The 17,076-nt window shown below is 65.6% G+C and carries 14 protein-coding genes; 4 read left to right on the top strand and 10 right to left on the bottom strand.

Features of this window, described 5'->3' with window-relative positions; genetic code table 11:
* Window positions 1-35: 35 nt before the first annotated feature.
* Both DL240_RS17935 and DL240_RS17930 read left to right on the top strand, forming a co-directional pair.
* A complete protein-coding gene (locus tag DL240_RS17935; protein ID WP_111731280.1) occupies window positions 36-1,007 on the top strand; it encodes a sigma-70 family RNA polymerase sigma factor in 972 nt (323 codons plus the stop codon).
* 233 nt (window positions 1,008-1,240) lie between these two features.
* Window positions 1,241-4,372, top strand: a complete 3,132-nt coding sequence (locus DL240_RS17930; protein WP_111731279.1) for a penicillin acylase family protein — start codon at window positions 1,241-1,243, stop codon at window positions 4,370-4,372.
* Window positions 4,373-4,446: 74 nt separating this feature from the next.
* On the opposite strand, the gene DL240_RS17925 is transcribed toward DL240_RS17930, so the two are convergent.
* From DL240_RS17925 to DL240_RS17900, 6 genes are all read right to left on the bottom strand, one after another.
* Window positions 4,447-5,433, bottom strand: coding sequence for a hypothetical protein (locus tag DL240_RS17925; RefSeq protein ID WP_111731278.1), 987 nt, complete (start codon window positions 5,431-5,433; stop codon window positions 4,447-4,449).
* Window positions 5,434-5,650: 217 nt separating this feature from the next.
* Complete coding sequence (locus DL240_RS17920) at window positions 5,651-6,691, bottom strand: hypothetical protein (RefSeq protein ID WP_111731277.1); 1,041 nt, start codon at window positions 6,689-6,691, stop codon at window positions 5,651-5,653.
* A complete protein-coding gene (locus DL240_RS17915; RefSeq protein ID WP_111731276.1) occupies window positions 6,688-7,113 on the bottom strand; it encodes a hypothetical protein in 426 nt (141 codons plus the stop codon). Before DL240_RS17915 ends, DL240_RS17920 begins: the two co-directional genes overlap by 4 nt.
* 99 nt (window positions 7,114-7,212) lie before the next feature.
* On the bottom strand, window positions 7,213-8,178 hold the full coding sequence (locus DL240_RS17910; RefSeq protein ID WP_146618397.1) for a hypothetical protein: 966 nt from the start codon (window positions 8,176-8,178) through the stop codon (window positions 7,213-7,215).
* 46 nt (window positions 8,179-8,224) lie between these two features.
* On the bottom strand, window positions 8,225-8,596 hold the full coding sequence (locus DL240_RS17905) for an MmcQ/YjbR family DNA-binding protein (RefSeq protein ID WP_111731274.1): 372 nt from the start codon (window positions 8,594-8,596) through the stop codon (window positions 8,225-8,227).
* Window positions 8,597-8,684: 88 nt separating this feature from the next.
* Entirely contained in the window at window positions 8,685-9,605 is a 921-nt protein-coding gene (locus tag DL240_RS17900) for a hypothetical protein (RefSeq protein WP_146618396.1), read from the bottom strand.
* A gap of 277 nt (window positions 9,606-9,882) precedes the next feature.
* Between DL240_RS17900 and DL240_RS17895 the strand changes: the two genes are divergently transcribed.
* Both DL240_RS17895 and DL240_RS17890 read left to right on the top strand, forming a co-directional pair.
* Entirely contained in the window at window positions 9,883-11,151 is a 1,269-nt protein-coding gene (locus tag DL240_RS17895) for an endonuclease/exonuclease/phosphatase family protein (RefSeq protein WP_111731272.1), read from the top strand.
* Between the two features lie 128 nt (window positions 11,152-11,279).
* The gene (locus DL240_RS17890; RefSeq protein ID WP_111731271.1) at window positions 11,280-12,302 is read left to right on the top strand and encodes a hypothetical protein; all 1,023 of its coding nucleotides are present in this window, start codon (window positions 11,280-11,282) and stop codon (window positions 12,300-12,302) included.
* A gap of 60 nt (window positions 12,303-12,362) precedes the next feature.
* Here DL240_RS17890 and DL240_RS17885 read toward each other — a convergent pair whose 3' ends face one another.
* From DL240_RS17885 to atpG, 4 genes are all read right to left on the bottom strand, one after another.
* The gene (locus tag DL240_RS17885) at window positions 12,363-13,175 is read right to left on the bottom strand and encodes a hypothetical protein (RefSeq protein ID WP_111731270.1); all 813 of its coding nucleotides are present in this window, start codon (window positions 13,173-13,175) and stop codon (window positions 12,363-12,365) included.
* A 761-nt stretch (window positions 13,176-13,936) separates the two neighbouring features.
* Window positions 13,937-14,377, bottom strand: coding sequence for an ATP synthase F1 subunit epsilon (gene atpC / locus DL240_RS17880; protein ID WP_111731269.1), 441 nt, complete (start codon window positions 14,375-14,377; stop codon window positions 13,937-13,939).
* A 100-nt stretch (window positions 14,378-14,477) separates the two neighbouring features.
* Window positions 14,478-16,103, bottom strand: a complete 1,626-nt coding sequence (atpD, locus tag DL240_RS17875; protein WP_199589860.1) for a F0F1 ATP synthase subunit beta — start codon at window positions 16,101-16,103, stop codon at window positions 14,478-14,480.
* A gap of 54 nt (window positions 16,104-16,157) precedes the next feature.
* Entirely contained in the window at window positions 16,158-17,030 is an 873-nt protein-coding gene (gene atpG / locus DL240_RS17865) for an ATP synthase F1 subunit gamma (RefSeq protein ID WP_111731268.1), read from the bottom strand.
* Between the last annotated feature and the right edge of the window lie 46 nt (window positions 17,031-17,076).

Raw genomic sequence — 17,076 nt, 5'->3', positions numbered from 1 at the left:
CCACTTCTCCACTGTTGAACGAAGGGAACTTGCATATGAGCATCGAACCAAACGTCACTGACCGTCACCACTCCTCGAACCTGGCACACCTCTCGGGGGACCTGAGCCTGCCGATGCTCTCGGAGAGCAAGCTCAACATCAGCGCCGATACCGACGCGACCAGCGCTTATCTGATGCGCCTTAACTACATCGAGCCCCTCCCCGCCGACGAACAGCAACTCCTCGCCGAACGCTACGTCAACGAGGACGACGGCGAAGCCGGCCGCATGCTGATCCTGACCAACCTGCGCCTGGTCGTGAAACTCGCCCGGGAATACTCCCGGCGCTGGTCCAACCTCCTCGACCTGATCCAGGAGGGGAACGTCGGCCTGGCTGAGGCCCTCAAACGTTATGACCCCTACCGCGGCGTCAAGTTCACCAGCTACGCCCAGTACTGGATCCGCGCGATGATCCTCAACTACCTGATGAACCACGTCCATCCCGTCAAAATCGGCAGCTCCCGTGCCGGCCGAAAGCTCTTCTACAACCTCAAAAAGGCGCGCCGCGCCCTGATCAAAGACGGCCACGAAAAACCCTCCCCGGCCCTGATCGCCGAGTACCTCGACGTCGACGAAAGCGAAGTCGTCCGCGTGGCCGCCCAGCTCGACGCCCCCCCGGTACGCCTGGACGCCGAAGCCCCCGGCTTTGAAGCGACCACCATCGGCGAACGCATGGAATCGGGCACCGCCACCCCCGAAGAACTCGCCAGCGACCGCGACCTGGCCACGCGCCTGCGCGGAGCCATCGACGCCTTCGGACGCCAGATCAGCACCGAGCGCAAGCGCGCCATCTGGTTTGAGCGCATGATCGCCGAAGACCCCAAAACTCTGGTGACCCTGGGCGGAGAGTGGGACGTCTCCAAGGAACGCATCCGCCAGGTCGAAGTCCAGATCCGCGAAGAGTTCCGCAATTTCCTCTTCGAAAGCCTCGGTGAACAGGTCGAGCTGGAGTTCCTCGAAGCCATCTGACCACCGCTATCCCGCCCGACACCGGTCCGCCCCCCGTCTTCGGGGGCGGTTCTCCCCCCAGCCCTAATCCCCCTGACCGCGCCGCCCTCCCTCTAAACCAGGGAGGCGCGGCCCCGGGCCTGGGGGCTGCCTCACTACCTCACCCCACCGAGGCTTCTAACTCGCCAGCCAACACGCTATGCTCCCGAGTCTCACCGCGACTTCCAGCTGTCGACCTCTCTTCGGGAGTAGTTATGCCAACCTTTCGCCCCCCTGCGCTCGCGCTCCTGTTGAGCCTCGCGCTCACCGGCCCCCTGGCCTGCCAGGATGACGACCCCGCCACTCCGCCCGACACCGGCGGCGATGTCCCCAACGATAGCGATGCCGACGCCCGCAGCCCCGAGCAACAAGCCCTGCTGAGCGTCGAAGAACGCGAGCGCTTCGAACTCCCCGGGCTTTTAGAACCGGTGCACGTCATCCGCACCGAGGGCAACATCCCGCACATCTACGCGGCCAACGATGTCGACGCCGCCCGCGTGCAGGGCTTCATCACCGCTCGCGACCGCTACTTTATGATGGACCTGACTCGCCGGCTGGGTCTGGGAGAAGTCAGCGAACTGATGGGCGACGCCGCCCTGGACATCGACGTCGAAACGCGCATGAGCGGCTCCCGTCACGTTGCCGAGCGCATCCTCGCCCAGGCCAGGCCCGAGATCCGCGCCGTCATGGAGGCCTACGCCCAGGGCGTCAACGCCTACATCGCCGAAGTCGACGCCGGCAACCTCCCGGCCCCCAGCGAAACCAGCATGGTCTGGCAGCTCCTCGGACGCCCCTCCCGCACCGACGCGATGCGCCCCTTTGAAGCCCTCGACGTGGCCGGGCTCTTCGCAACTTTCATCTACGAATCAAGCTACGAAACCGGCGACATGAGCCGTGCCTCGGCCTTCGCCCGCCTGGAAACCCTCTTTGAAGGCGACGCCTATCAAGAGCTGCGCCGCGCCGGCGCCCACCTGGACATCTGGCGCGACGCCGCCCCGATCAAACCCCTGGCCTCGGGCACCTGGGGCCCGCCCGACACCTCGCCATCCACCGGCCTGGAGCTCCCCGGCTCCCCCGGCACCACGCCCCGCGTGGAGCCCGGCCTGATGCAACGCCTCACCTTGAGCCTGGACGCCTTCCAGGAACGCATGGGCCTGCGCAGCCACGAAAAAGGCTTCGGCTCCAACGCCTGGGCCGTCAGCGCCGACGCCTCGGCCACCGGCACCAGCCTCTTTGCCGCCGATGGCCACCTCTCGCTGGGCATCCCCTCGATCCTCTATCACGTGGGCCTGGACACCGCCGTCTTCGGTGACACCGACCGCCCCCACCAGTTCGGCCTGGCCATCCCCGGGATGCCCGTCGTCCCGGTGGGCACCAACGGCAACGTCGCCTGGAGCTTCACCCAGCTCTCCGGCGACATCACCGACTGGTACACCGAAGAACTTCGCCTCAACGAGCAAGGCCTCCCCGAAGCAACCCGCTTTGAGGGAGAATGGCACCCCGTGGAGAGCTTTGACGAAGTCTACGAGATCGCCAACGTCCCCACCCTCGGCAGCCAAGGACGCACTGAAACCCTGACCCGCTACCAGACCTTTGACGGACGCTGGATCCTGGACATCGAGGGCACCCCGGCCGGCGAAGACACCGAAGTCTCTTCCGGGCAGGCCCTGGTGCGCACCCACTCCGGCTGGGTGATCCCGGGCGACACCAACGACGACGGCGTCATCCAGGCCATCAGCTTTGCCTACGTCGGCCTCCAAATCGGCGACATCATCGGCACCTTCGACACCATGGCCCGGGCCGGCGACATCGAAGACTTCCGCCAGGCCACCCGCGGCATGATCGCCACCTCCCTTAACTTCGTGGTCAGCGACAGCCAGGGCAGCGTGCTCTTCTCCGGCCACCAGGCCGTGCCCTGCCGCGACTACCTGCCGCGCTCCGCCGATGGCCAGTGGGGCCCGGGAGCCCACCCGGCCATGCTCCTCGATGGCACGACCTACGGTAACTTCCAGATCCCGCTGCTCGATGGCGTCATCGACAGCTCCCACCAGGACGACCCCTACCGCTGCGTGATCCCCCTGGACGAGAGCCCGGCACAGGCCAACCCCCCCGAAGGCTTTGTCTACACCGCCAACAACGATCCGGTCGGCGTCTCCCTGGACGCCAACCTCTTCAACGGCCCGCGCTACATCGGCGGTCCCTGGGATGTGGGGTTCCGCGCCGACCGCATCAGCCGCGAGCTGACCCGCTTCATCGCCGAGGATGCCGCCGACATCGACGCCATGGCCCAACTCCAGGCCAACACCCAGTCTCCCCTCGGCGAGCTCTTCTCACCCGCGATGCTGGCCTCCATTGAGCGGATGGAGACGCTGCGGGAGCTCCCCCCGGGCGAACTCGAAGACTGGGAGACCCGGGCGCTCTCCCGCTACGAGCCCATCCGCGAGCGCGCCCTCGACCTGAAAGCTCGCCAGGAGACCTGGGCACAACGCGGCTTCTGGGCCCGCAGCGGCGTGGAAACCTTCTACAACACCCCCACCGACGACGACCGCCGCGACGCGGTCGCCACCACGCTCTTTAACGTGTGGTTCGGCCACTTTCAGCGCGCGGTCTTCGACGACGAGAACCTCCCCGGGCTCTGGCAGAGCGGCGGCACCGGCGGACGCCTGCGCCTGCTGGCCCGCATGCTGGAGGGCCGGGGGCCGGACAACCCCGCCGGCCTGGCCAGCTTCCACGACGAGACCCGGGAATCGATCTTCTTCGACGTGCGCACCACCGCCGAACTGGAGCGCAGCGACGAACTCCTGATCGCCTCGCTGGCCGACGCCCTCGACTTTCTGGCCTCCGAGCCCGAATCCCCGGGCGTCGGCGGCTTCGGCACCGAAGACTTTGATGCGTACCTCTGGGGACTTCGCCACCAGGTGAAATTCGAGAGCCTGCTGGCCGACTTTTTGCGCGACCAACCGGCCTTTGCCCCCCTGGCCGCCCAGTTCTCCATCACCCCGCGACGCCTCCGCCTCCTCGACGATCTGCCCGAAGGCGACGTGCGTCTCACCCTGCCCTGGTTCCCCCGCGATGGCGATCAGTACAACGTCGACGCCGCCAACCCGGGCATCTCCGGCACCCGCTTCACCTACGGCTCCGGACCGGTCAACCGCCTGGTCGTCTCCCTGGGTGGCGACCGCGTCGAAGGCCGCACGATCATCCCCGGCGGTCAGTCCGGCCTGAAAGACTCCGAGTACTTCGACGATCAGGCCAGACTCTGGCTCGGCGACCAGGCACTGCCCCTGCGCTTTGAGGTCGACGCCGTGGTCGCAGGCGCCCTCGGACGCGAACTCTTCCAGCCCTGAACCAGGCCGATAAAAAAAGGCGCCCCAAAAGGGGCGCCTTTTTCATTCACCAGCCATCACATCGCCACACACGCTCACTCAGCCACGTGGGACTCCGCAATCTGCACCTGAATCGTCTCGCTCAACTCCGTCCCCGGCACACTCAGGCTGATCTCACACTCCCCGACGCCAAGGCCCTCCACCTTCACATAGTGCAAACCCATCACATAGCCGTAATGCGCCTCACAGATTTCCGGAGTCTGAGACACCATCTCAAAGGCTCCGTTGGCCGGACCACACACCACAGCTCCGGCCCCGTCGGCCATGGCGAAGATCGCCACGTCCTGCTGCTCGCCAGCGAGAACCACCATGATGTTCTCGTCATCGACCTGATGGCTCACATCAAGCTCGGCAATATCCTCCGGCGCGATCAGCGTCAGCGCATAGGGCTCGTCGAGAAGCTCGGAGGTCAGCTGATAGCTGCCGGCCACATCGCCGGTATGGATCTGAATCTTGCCCAGGCGGGTGAACGCCTCATTGACCACACCGCCCTCGGCCGGCTCCACCGCCACCGGGTACAGGCCATAGCCATTGAGTCCTTTGCCATTGGCGTCCAACATCCGGTAGTTGAGCTCGATCGGGCTGTTGATCGCATACACCGAATCTGCCCCGCAGGTGCCATCAATCTCCAGGCGCGCAAGCTCTGCGGCGTAGAGTTCCACCGCATCGCTCAGACTGCCCTCGGGGCCGGTGGCCGTCACGCTGATCCGCGCCACCCCCTCGCTTTCCGCAAGCAGGGTGAAGAGCGAGGTGCCGACCTCAGCCACCGAAAGTACGTCTTCGGCCGAGCTCGCCACCTCCTCAATCGGCAGGAGCGCCTCGCCATCGGGCTCGGTCACCTCAATGTCCACCATCGCCCCCACGGCGATGTCTTTGCTGAACGCCCCGGAAAGCGCGCTGTTGGCGTACTCAAAGCTCAGATTGCCCTCTTCACCATCGATGGTCACGCCACAGCCGGTGCCAAGCGTGCCCGCAAGGGCCAGTCCACAGATCCAGGTTCCATGTTTGATAAGCGTCGTCATCACATCCTCTTCAGCAAAACGACCATGCGGCTCAGCTACGAGAGAAACCCCCAGGGCTACTCCGGCCGCGGTCAAAAAACACTCCACTCGAGCATTCGATCCCGGCAAGCACGCCACCGACCCGCACCAGATCCCGGGCGCCGGCGTCCAGCTCGCCATGACGGCCCCAACGTCTTGCAACATTGGGACCAACGCAACATTTTTAGGCAGGTCGGGGCTAAAAAGCCGGAGGTGTGCCCGTAGGCGGCGTCTCGGGAGGAGCGGGCACCGCCGGCGGGGCGGGCACCCGAACTGGCGAGACCACGTCCAGGGGAAGTTGCAGCGTCTCGCGATGCGCTTTGTCCGGCAGGCTGTTGAGCTGCCAGTAAGGCAGCCGCTCGGTGGCCACCCGCTCAAACGCCGTGCCTTCACTCGAGCCAAAACGCTGGATGCGCCGGGGATAGTGCTGCTCAACCTCGAAGTAATGCGCCCCCCCGGGCCAGCTGACATCAAATCGCGTGTAGGGCAGCCCCTGACGCTCCACCGTGGAACGGGTGATCGTGGCCAACGCCACCTGCAGGGGCTGATGCTCCACCCGCGCCTGCCACAACGTGGGGATCAGCGGCCCGGTCCAGCGCTCGGCCCCCTCCAGAAAGGGGCCATCGAGCTCCCGCACCTGAATGGGCAACGCGTCGGCGTAGAGCGTGCCGGCCTCCACCTCCACACGCTCCTCCACGTCCCCCTCGGACTCAAAATACGACGAGAGCCGACTTAAATACTCCCCGGCTCCCGGCCACAGGATGTGGCTGACCTGACCGCACCACTCCTGCACACTCAACGCGATCTTGACTGGCGAGAACCCCGTCCGCTCCCCGTCCCAGCGATCCACCGGAGCAAAAACGCTCCTCATCACGTGGTAGGGATAGACTCCGGTCTGAAAGGTGACCAGATGGTTGAGCTTGAGCACCTCGACGCGGTGCGGCGCATCCACTCCCGGACTTTTGATCCACGTGCGCTTATCGTGAGGCTCCGTCACAAAAATCAGCGTGGCCCGCGCATCGCGCAGCTCTCCATAGCGCGCCAGGGTCCCCCGGTAGGTCGAGATCTCGCCATGACCATCACCCCAGTGCGCCCAGAAGTCGCTCGACGCGCGATGGGCCGGCTCCGCGGGCAGATCCGCAATGGACCCGACCTCCTCCGGCGCCCCGCGCTCCGGCGCGGTACAGCCACTCAGCCCGAGCGCCAGCCCCCCAACCACCACGCAAAAGCGCGTCTTCATTGTCGCTGCGAACGCTCTTGAGCCAACCACTCTAACTCCTCCACCAGCGCGTCGACCGAGGCCACACCACGCTCGACGCTAGTCACGTAGACCGGAACCTCTTCGGTACCAGGCCGCATCGATCGGGAGGGCAGCTGCTCGGAGTCCACCTGGCGGTAGCCGCGCTCACCGTAGCGATCCAACTCCTCCCGCAGCGCGGCGCGACCGGCCTCCCGCAGCGCCTCCCCCGCCAGCCCGGGATGCTCGGGGAACTCCACGCTCAACGTCAGCTCAAGCTTCAGGTCACTTGCCACAACCGCCGCTAACCTACCGCGCGCGTGCACGTAATCAACGGCGATCACATCATCCAGCGCTTGCAGCTCAAAGGTGCTCGGCAGCGCCTGGCGAAGTTGGCCGACAAGATGTTCGGTGGATGAACGCATCCCAGGACCTCCCGCGTCGGGTTCGGAGTTCTTTACGCTGCAAAGCTGATCACCCACGCTAACATCGCCAACGTCAGCCCCCCGCGCGGCCCCCCACCCTCAAAAAAAGGCGCGTTGCAGGCTCACGCCCACCCGCGGCCCCACATAGGGCAGGTTGTAGGCCCCGCGCGGCCCCACCCAATCACTGCTCAGCTGCGCGGAGATCTCCCAGTAAGGGTAGGCCAACGCGTAGCTCACAAAGCCCCCCACCCTCACCGCCAGGGCCGGGCCTGTCGCTGCCTGCGTTTGCTCATCCTGGTAGACCGCCCCGCGCAGCGCCACCTCCCCGAGCGCACCGTAAGAGAGCGTCATCGAATGTACCCGGGTCCACGTAACCACGCTCCTCAGCGACGCCCCGCCCCGCACGCCCGCCCCGCCCTCGGTGCTGCGCGCCAGCGCAAACGCCCCCTCCAGGCTCCACGAGACCACATCGCGATAGCTGATGTACTTGGCCAGACGCGCGCCCCCGCCGGGCTCCCACGCTCCGGCTTCCAGGAGCGCCGCGCCCCCGCCCACCGCAACTCCCCGCTGCCCACGCCACACCGGCACGCCCAGCCGGGCGTAGAGCTCCACCGTGGGCACCCAGCTGGCGCGCAACGCGGAGTCCAGCCCCAGCCGCAGATCGTCGAGCAGGGTCCAGCGCACCCCCACAAGCCCCTCGATCGGCCCGACCCACGGGGCCACCTGCTCCCCGGCCAACGCGCGATACGCCAGCGGTAGCGCGGCCTCGGCGTGCACCTGCAGCGCCTCCACGCCCACCCTAAGGCCCCCGCCCAGGCGCAACACCAGGTCCGCCGCCCGGGTGTCTCCCAGGGTCACAAAATGCCCCCGGGCATCGTAGCTCCCCACGTAGGGCGCCACCTCGAACCCGCCCCGCATCACCGCCTGCTGATCCCCGTCGACCCGACCAAACTCCCCGGGCACACTCACCGCCGGCGCCCCCTGCGCCTGCGCCTCAGGCATCCCGACGCTCAGCACCAGCAGCGCCGCCAGCGCCCACCCCATTCGCCAGACGCTTCGCCTCACGCCCGCCCTGCCCACCGCGACGCCGCCTTGCCTACTCCCCACCATCTCACCCCTGCGCCTGGCGCAACCGGGCAATATGCTCACGCTCCGCCTTCTTTAGCCCGGCGACCACCCGATCATAGGAGTGCTCCACCAGCTCCCGCATCAGCTCCGGGCGCACGTCGCCGGCGAGCATGATCGTGTTCCAGTGACGCTTATTCATATGGTAGCCGGGCGTCACCGCCTCAAAACGCGCGCGCAACTCCAGGGCCCGCTCCGGCTCACACTTGAGGTTGACGCTGGCCGGCACCTTCTCCAGGTCCATCAGCAAAAAGATCTTGCCCATCACCCGCATCGCCAGCGTCGTGGCGTCAAAGGGGAAATCCTCGCTGACTTCGGGCAGCGCGAGCGCCATATCGCGAACATCAAAGGTGTCCATCACATCCTCCTCGGGTGAAACAGGCCTGCCAACACGTCGTTTGCCCCACTAAAAAGGGCGCCCGCATCACGGGCGCCCTCGGCCAGGCTCAGGGCGCCTGCGGCGCCTGCGGCGCCGGAGCCCCACCGGGCGCCGGAGCCCCACCGGGCATCATCCCCGGCTGCATCTGCGGCACCGGCTGACAGGTCTGCTTGCCAGGTTCACCCATGCACACCATGCGCTCCTCCGCGCACTCGTAATCGTGCTCACACGTGCCCCCGTTCTCAACCTTGCCGGTGAACATCTTCTGGCAAGGCTCGTAGAGCGTCTGCAGCACCGGACCGGCCGTCATCATCATCGCCTGAAGCCGCTGCATATCGGGCTCCTCGCCCATCGGGACGTACTCCCCGCAGATCTCCGACTGCGTCCCCAGCCGCCCCATGCACACACCGGCCACCTCGGCGTCGTAGCTCACCCGCCCGGCCTTGATCGAGGCGCTCAGCGACTCGCCATCCACCCCGGTCGACGCCGTCACAATCTCGAATAGCTCCTCGCAGTCACGACGCGCGGGCATCGCGAGATTCTCCTCCTCAATGCGCGCCATCAACCCCTGAAAACGCTGGAGCGCTTCCGGATCCTGAGACGCCATCCCCATCCCCGCCATAAAGAAGGTGCCGGCCACCGCGCTCTTCAGCTCCATGTTCCCGCAGGAGTCGTACGCCAGGCAGATCGAGCTGATGAGCTTCGGCTGAAACTCCTCGGCGCTCACCGGCACATCCGGGTCATGACCGCCCTCCAGACGCTCACCGGCCGCCTTGAGATTCTCCGGAGGCGCCACTTCCGCCGGGGCGGCACTCTCCTCCGAGGCCTCCGGGCTCGCCTCGCCATCCGCCGTCGCTTCGGCTGGCGTCTCTGTGCTCGCTTCAGCGGCTTCACCCTCGGCTTCGACCTCCGTCTCCGGCTGCGACTTCTTACAGGCCACCGTCCCCAGCGCCAACATCACCACCACACACCATCGCATCGCTCGCATAGATCTCCTTAAACCCTTCCCATCATCATCATCTGATTTGCGCGCCACCTGGCGCTTCCTGACGCAGGCTCCACATCATGCCGCGCACCCTAGCACGCGCCCGTACCCGGCTCAATCCGGCGGCTCGCCACGCCCCCTCCCCCTCTCTACGACACTTCCCCCCTGGCCCCACGCCCGCCAAAACACCGGCCTCGTTCCTCCTGGCCTGACTTTGCCTGCAGGCTGTGTTAGGAGCGTCGCGACACATCCCCTCCCCCCCCTCCCATCGGAGCCCTCCATGTCCCCTCGCCACCTTGTTCCGGCGCTTGCCATGGCCCTTTGCGCCTGCAGCTCGCCATCGACCTCCCCGGACACCGACCACCTCAGCGACACCGGCAGCGACGCCGACGTCAACGCCGATGTCGACGCTCAGCCCGACGCCGACGAGCCCACCCTGAGCCTGCGCGTGGCCACCTTCAACACCTCTCTCTTCCGCAGCCAAGCCGGCGGGCTCATCGAAACCCTGCAGGACCCCGACGACGAACACCCCCAGAACATCGCCAACGTCATCCAGCTGGTGCGCCCCGACGTGCTCCTCCTCAACGAATTCGACTACGACGAGGAGCAGCGCGCCATCGATCTCTTCGTCGAAAACTTCCTGGAAGTCGACCAGGCCAACGACGGCCAGGCCATCAGCTACCCCTACCGCTACCAGGTCGTCTCCAACACCGGCCTGGCCTCCGGCGTCGACCTCGATGGCAACGGCCAGATCGCCGACACCCCGGGCACCCAGGCCTGGGGCAACGACGCCTTTGGCTTTGGCACCTTCCCCGGCCAGTACGCCTTTGCGGTGCTCTCCAAATACCCCCTGGATCTGGAAAACATGCGCTCCTTCCAGACCTTCCTGTGGGCCGACATGCCCGAGAACCGCATCCCCCAAGACTTCTACGGCGAAGACGCCCTGGCCGTGATGCGCCTCTCCTCCAAAAACCACATCGACCTGCCCATCGAGGTCGAAGGCCACACCCTGCACCTGCTGGCCAGCCACCCCACGCCCCCGGCCTTCGACGGCCCGGAGGGACGCAACAAGCGCCGCAACGCCGACGAGATCCGCTTCTGGCACGACTACATCCGCCCGCAGCACGCCGACTACATCTACGATGACCAGGGCACCACCGGCGGACTCCCCACCGGCGCGCACTTTGTGATCGTGGGCGACCTCAACGACGACCCCGTCGACGGAAGCGGCCTCGACGCCGTCGATCTCCTCCTGGCCGACGAGCTCACCCACGACCCCCAGCCCGAAAGCACCGGCGCCGTCGCCTCGGCCGAAGCCCGCCAGGGCGCCAACAATGAACACCAGGGCGAGCACCGCTTTGATACCGCGCGCTTCAACCCCAACGTGGGCAACCTGCGCCTGGATTACGCCCTGCCCTCGTCCACCCTCCAGGTCGAAGGCGCCGGCGTGTTCTGGCCGGCCTCCACCGAAGACTACTCCGATCTGATCCACGTCAGCGATCACCACCTGGTCTGGGTCGACGTCACCTTCCCGGGCGACGCCAACTAACCCCCCCGGGCTCGCCAGCGCCCCGAACACGCTGGCGAGCCCCCCCTTCATTGAAGGCCCCTCTGGCTTTTGCTAGGCATACAAGGTGCTCGCCGCGCAACTCCGCGCGCCGCTCCCCGGAGCCCACCATGATCCTCCCCTCCCCCGCACATCGTCGCCTGCTCCTTCCCCTGCTCGGCGCGCTCTTCAGCGTGCTACTGCTGGCGAGCTGTTCCGCTGACGACAGCTACCAAGGCGGCTTCACCGTCTGTGAGCCCGCCTGCCCACGGGGCTCCTACCTGGTCACGGAGTGCCAGGACCAGCCCGAGTGCCAGTACGTGGAGAGCTGCGACGGCAGCATCCTGGCCTGCGTCCCCATCCTGAGCGAACCCGACGCCGGAGAATTCGACAGCGACTCCGACGTCTGCGAGGAACTCCCCTCCTGCCCGCCCTCCTCCGAGGAGATCAGCACCTGCCCCGAGGAGCGTTTCTGCACCCGGGTCACCGTCTGTGGTCACAGCCAGCTCTGCCTCGACCCCCTGGCTCAATGCGACACGCCTCCCGCCTGCCCCGAGGGCCAGGTCGGCGACGCCAGCTGCAGCGACTTCGATCCGGACTGCGCCGAAGTCCGCCACTGCGACGAAACCTTCCGCTGCCGACGCTGCGAGGGCCTGCCCACCGCCTGCCCCCCGGACTACGAGGCCATCGATCCCGAACTCTGCGGCGAGGAACGCCCCTGCGACCAGGTGCTCACCTGCGAGGGGTACCTCAGCTGCGCCCCCATCCCCGAAGAGGAGCCCTGTGACGAAGAGCTCGTCTGCCCCGAAGGCTACGAAGAGCTCGACGCCTGCACCACCGAGCATCCCGAATGCCAGACCCTTGAGCTCTGCAACGAGACCATAAGCTGCGCCCCGCGTCAGGGCTGCACCACCCCGGCCAGCTGCCCCGAGGGCTACGAGCGCCTCGACGCCTGCACCCCCGAGATCCCCGACTGCCACGACATCGACGTCTGCGGGGAAATCCTGGCCTGCCAGCTCACCGAGCGTTGCACCGAGACACCTCAATGCCCCGAGGGCACCACCGAGATGCCTCAAGAACGCTGCTCGGGCTACCCGATCTGCCTCACCCTCGAAGGCTGCCAGGGGCAGCTCTTCTACTGCGGCGGCGACTAAGCCCCGCGCACAAAAAAGCCGGCCCCTGAGGGGCCGGCTTTTTTTGTGCCTACGCGCCTCTTACCAACTCGTCGGCGTATCCTGACCGGGGCCGGCCTCGGGGGCGCCCGGCACCGCCGGGCTCTCAATACCCGCGGCCCAGGCTTCCCCGCCGCTCCCCGCTCCCGCGGCCGCGTCCAACGTCTCGCCACGAAGCACCCGGTAGCTGGCCACCGCCGCAGCCACATGCACCGACATCGAGACAAGCATCATGATCAGCAAACCAAACGCCGCGACGCCGATCAGCAGCGGGACAACCATCTCGCTCTCCATCGCGGCGGCCATCACGATCAGCCCCCCCGCAAGCAACCCGACCACCATCGTACCGACCAGCATCACCCCGAAGAGCGCCAGCCAAAACAGCGCCAGCCCCCCGAGATGAGGACCGGCCAGACGCACATTGGTCTCCAGCGCCTCCACCGGCCCCTGCTTCTCCAGCACAATAAAGAGCAGGTAAGGCGCCAGCACAACCGCGATCGCCAGCCCCGGCAACACAAAGGTGCTGCCCACCATGTAGAGCGCCACGTAGAGCAAGTACCCCAGAAACACCGCGCCCCAGCGCCCCTTCATCAGCTCCAGCGGGCCGCGCACCCCTACCGACTCCTCCGCCACGCCTCCCGCCAGCATGTACGCGGCCACCTGCACATGGGCCCACCAGATCACCGCCCCAAAACACAGGGGAAGCAGCACCAAGACCCCCGCCAGCGGCGACAGCTTCAAGAGCACTAGCACCAGAAATATGGGAATCGATGCTACGGCGTGATGCAGTATCACCGTCGTGCGGCTCGCCCGCCAGACATGCAAAAATTCACGTTTCCACAGGTCAAACCCCATTGAACCCTCCTCAAGCTCCGGGCGTCCACAACGCCCTCTCAGACCACCAAACGCCGACAAAACCCCGGCACCTATCATCAACCCGGGCCTTCGACCGCCTCGCCCCGAATCCCTACAACGGGGTAAACCGCAGATACACTCAAAGGATGACCTACCGTAGCGACCAGGTCTCCTTTGCTCAAGAGCTCCGCTCACCAGGCATCCTTTCTCAACCTAAAGAATCCACGATTTCGCCCAACGACCTCCCACGCTTCACAGAACAGCTCTGCCACTCAGGCCCCTTACCTCCCCTGCTTTGCCACCCAGATCCACAACTCAGACCCCTTACCTCCCCGGCTTTGCCACCCAGATCCACAACTCAGACCCCTTACCTGCGACTCTCGCCACCCAGATCCACAGCTCAGACCCCTTACCTGCGACTCTCGCCACCCAGATCCACCACTCAGACCCCTTACCTCCCCGGCTTTGCCTCCCAGATCCACCACTCAGCCCCCTTACCTCCCCTGCTTTGCCTCCCAGATCCACGACTCAGACCCCTTACCTGCGACTCTCGCCACCCAGATCCACAGCTCAGACCCCTTACCTCCCCTGCTTTGCCTCCCAGATCCACAGCTCAGACCCCTTACCTGCGACTCTGGTCACCCAGATCCACCACTCAGCACCGCTTTGTAAGCCTTCGAGCATCAAAAAAGCCGACTCCCTCACGGAAATCGGCTCTCTTAACCGGATCAAAGCCCGGGACCACAGCTGTGCAGCTCGCCTTACTCGACGATCTTGCCTTCTTTGGCAAAGGCCAGCTTCATGCGCTCACGCTTGAGCGCCTGGCGATGCTGTTCGAACACATCTTCGCTGATCAGCTCGGTCTTGGAGCGCTCTTCCAGCTCGGCCATCCGGGTCTCGTAGCGCTCCAGATCCCGACGGGCATGCTCCACGTCGATCTCGTTCACGCCACTGCACCCTTCGGTGAGCACGGTCACCCGATCATCGAAGATCTCCACATACCCCTTCTCCACAAAGAAGTGGCGGGAGGTTCCTTCCCGGGTCACGATCATCTCGCCGACCGCCAGCACCGAGAGCATCGGCAGGTGGCCCGGCAGAATGTCCATCTGGCCCAAAAATCCGGGCAGAACCACGTCATCGACGGGCTCGCTGAAGACCGCCTTCTCGGGCGTCACAACTTCCAAATGCAGCGTCTCGGCCATCTCTTCTTCCTTTCCATTGCGAGCGGGTCGCCGCCTCAAGGCGGCGACCCTTCATCTCGCCAGACTCTACGCCGCGCGAGCTACGCGCGGCCGGGGTGGCTCAGGCCTCGGCGGCCAGACGTTCGGCGGCCTCACGGGCGTCATCGAGCGTACCCACCAGGTAGAAGGCCTGCTCGGGCAGATCGTCGACCTCGCCATTCACCAGCGCCTTGAACCCGGCGATCGTGTCTTCGAGCTTAACGTACTTGCCCTTCATGCCGGTGAACTGCTCGGCGACGTGGAAGGGCTGCGAGAGGAAGCGCTGGATCTTGCGGGCACGCGCCACCACCAGCTTGTCTTCCTCGGCCAGCTCGTCCATGCCGAGAATCGCAATGATGTCCTGGAGCTCCTTATAACGCTGGAGCACCGACTGCACCTTACGCGCCACCTGGTAGTGCTCATCACCCACGATCTCCGGGGTGAGGATCTGGCTGGTGGAGTCCAGCGGGTCAACCGCCGGGTAAATCCCCAGAGAGGCCAGCTGACGCGAGAGAACCGTGGTCGCATCAAGGTGGGCAAAGGCCGTGGCCGGCGCCGGGTCCGTAAGGTCATCGGCGGGCACGTACACAGCCTGAACCGAGGTAATCGAGCCCTTGGTCGTCGAGGTGATGCGCTCCTGGAGCGCCCCCATCTCGGTGGAAAGCGTCGGCTGGTAACCGACCGCCGACGGGATACGACCGAGCAGCGCGGAGACCTCCGAGCCGGCCTGGGTGAAGCGGAAGATGTTGTCGATGAACAGGAGCACGTCCTGCCCTTCGGAGTCGCGGAAGTACTCGGCGATCGTCAGCGCCGAAAGCGCCACGCGGGCACGCGCTCCGGGCGGCTCGTTCATCTGACCGAACACCAGCGCAACCTTGGAGTCTTCCCAGGTGCCGTTGGCGCCCATGATCCCCGACTCCATCATTTCGAAGTACAGGTCGTTCCCCTCACGGGTACGCTCCCCGACGCCGCCGAAGACCGAGAAACCACCGTGGGCCAGCGCCACGTTATTGATCAGTTCCTGAATCAGAACCGTCTTACCCACGCCGGCGCCGCCGAAGAGACCGACCTTACCACCGCGGGAGTAGGGAGCGAGCAGGTCGACAACCTTGATCCCGGTCTCGAACATCTCGCTGGCCGTCGACTGCTCCTCGAACGCCGGCGCCGGACGGTGGATCGGCAGCGTCTGCGTCGCTTCCAGGCCCACGATCTCTTTGACGTTGGTCTTGGAGACGGTCACGTCCTGGATGTTGTGCACATCCTTGGCGTCGCGCACCTTCACCGTGTACGAGGTGTCGCCTTCCTCCGAGATGATCCCGCGCACGACCTTGCCGTCGTTCAGACGCAGCACGCTGACGCTGTCGATCGGCTTACCGGTCACGTTGAGGATACGACCGAGCACCTCGCGCCCTACCGGCACGTTGATCGGCGCCCCGGTGCTGCGCACCTCCATCCCACGCACCAGACCATCGGTGGTGTCCATGGCGATGGTACGCACCATCCCCTCACCCAGGTGAAGCGCGACCTCCAGCACCAGGTTGTCCGCCTCATCGGAGATGCCCGGGTTGGACACCGCCAGCGCCGTCATCAGATCGGGCACCGCGTCGGTGGCAAAGGCCACGTCCACAACCGGACCCAGGACCTGGGTGATGGTCCCATTCTTGGTGGCCTGCTGGCCCTCTTGCGTGTTCACCGGTTCTGCCGCCATATCGAAACTCCTGAAAAAATCGGATTGCTTATGAGTGTTCGCCCCGCCGGGGCGTTAGCTGTTGAGCGACTCGGCACCGCTGACGATCTCGACGATCTCTTTGGTGATGTAGGCCTGACGTGCGCGGTTGTACTGCAGGGTCAACGACGCGATCATGTCGGTGGCGTTGTTGGTCGCATTATCCATCGCCGTCATCCGCGAGGCCTGCTCACTGGCCTCACTCTCGAGCAGCGCCTGGAGCACCTGCACCTCGATATGCCCGGGCAACAGCCGGCCGAGCAGCGTGTCGACGTCGGGCTCATAGATGTACTCGGCGCTGGCAAAGGCGTCTTCGGCCTCCCCTTCCACCGCAAAGGGCAGCAGCGTGTGAATCGTCTGATCCACCGCGATCGCCGAGACGAAGCGGTTGTAGCAGATGTACACCGCCTGGTAGTCGCCGTTGAGGTAGGTGTTCATCGCCTGCTGGGCGATCTCTTTGGCGCTGGCGTAATCGATCGCTCCGATCACCTCATCGTAGCTCTCGACGATCGTGTAGTCGCTGCGACCGTAATGGCTGGCAGACTTGCGACCCACGGTGACCACATCAACCTCTTCCCCGGCGGTGGTCAGCTCCTTGAGGAAGCGATCGACGCGCCGAAAGAGGTTGGTATTGAAGCCCCCGCACAGACCGCGGTTACTGGAGACCACGATCACCAGCGCTCTCTCCCGCAGCTCGCGCTGCGCTAAAAGCGGGTGGGTCTCCGAATCCACGCGCGAGGCCAGGCTCTCGATCACCTCGCCCATCTTGACCGCATAGGGCCGCGAGGCCTCCATACGCTCCTGCGCGCGGCGCAGCTTGGCGGCTGCGACCATCTTCATCGCTCGCGTGATCTTCTGGGTGTTTTTAACCGACCCGATCCGCTTGCGGATGTCCTTGAGATTTGGCATGTCGACGTCTTCTCAGGTGGTAGTGAGGGCGACCTGTCCCCGTCCT

This window comes from Lujinxingia litoralis (genome assembly GCF_003260125.1).
In the GTDB taxonomy this organism is placed as follows: domain Bacteria; phylum Myxococcota_A; class Bradymonadia; order Bradymonadales; family Bradymonadaceae; genus Lujinxingia; species Lujinxingia litoralis.
This window is presented reverse-complemented; position numbering and strand designations above follow the sequence as displayed.

Bases quoted from the DNA above. Each gene is read 5' to 3' on its own strand.
- DL240_RS17935 (WP_111731280.1), top strand. From the start codon at position 36: ATGAGCATCGAACCAAACGTCACTGACCGTCACCACTCCTCGAACCTG.
- DL240_RS17930 (WP_111731279.1), top strand. From the start codon at position 1,241: ATGCCAACCTTTCGCCCCCCTGCGCTCGCGCTCCTGTTGAGCCTCGCG.
- DL240_RS17925 (WP_111731278.1), bottom strand. From the start codon at position 5,433: ATGACGACGCTTATCAAACATGGAACCTGGATCTGTGGACTGGCCCTT.
- DL240_RS17920 (WP_111731277.1), bottom strand. From the start codon at position 6,691: ATGAAGACGCGCTTTTGCGTGGTGGTTGGGGGGCTGGCGCTCGGGCTG.
- DL240_RS17915 (WP_111731276.1), bottom strand. From the start codon at position 7,113: ATGCGTTCATCCACCGAACATCTTGTCGGCCAACTTCGCCAGGCGCTG.
- DL240_RS17905 (WP_111731274.1), bottom strand. From the start codon at position 8,596: ATGGACACCTTTGATGTTCGCGATATGGCGCTCGCGCTGCCCGAAGTC.
- DL240_RS17900 (WP_146618396.1), bottom strand. From the start codon at position 9,605: ATGCGAGCGATGCGATGGTGTGTGGTGGTGATGTTGGCGCTGGGGACG.
- DL240_RS17895 (WP_111731272.1), top strand. From the start codon at position 9,883: ATGTCCCCTCGCCACCTTGTTCCGGCGCTTGCCATGGCCCTTTGCGCC.
- DL240_RS17890 (WP_111731271.1), top strand. From the start codon at position 11,280: ATGATCCTCCCCTCCCCCGCACATCGTCGCCTGCTCCTTCCCCTGCTC.
- DL240_RS17885 (WP_111731270.1), bottom strand. From the start codon at position 13,175: ATGGGGTTTGACCTGTGGAAACGTGAATTTTTGCATGTCTGGCGGGCG.
- atpC (WP_111731269.1), bottom strand. From the start codon at position 14,377: ATGGCCGAGACGCTGCATTTGGAAGTTGTGACGCCCGAGAAGGCGGTC.
- atpD (WP_199589860.1), bottom strand. From the start codon at position 16,103: ATGGCGGCAGAACCGGTGAACACGCAAGAGGGCCAGCAGGCCACCAAG.
- atpG (WP_111731268.1), bottom strand. From the start codon at position 17,030: ATGCCAAATCTCAAGGACATCCGCAAGCGGATCGGGTCGGTTAAAAAC.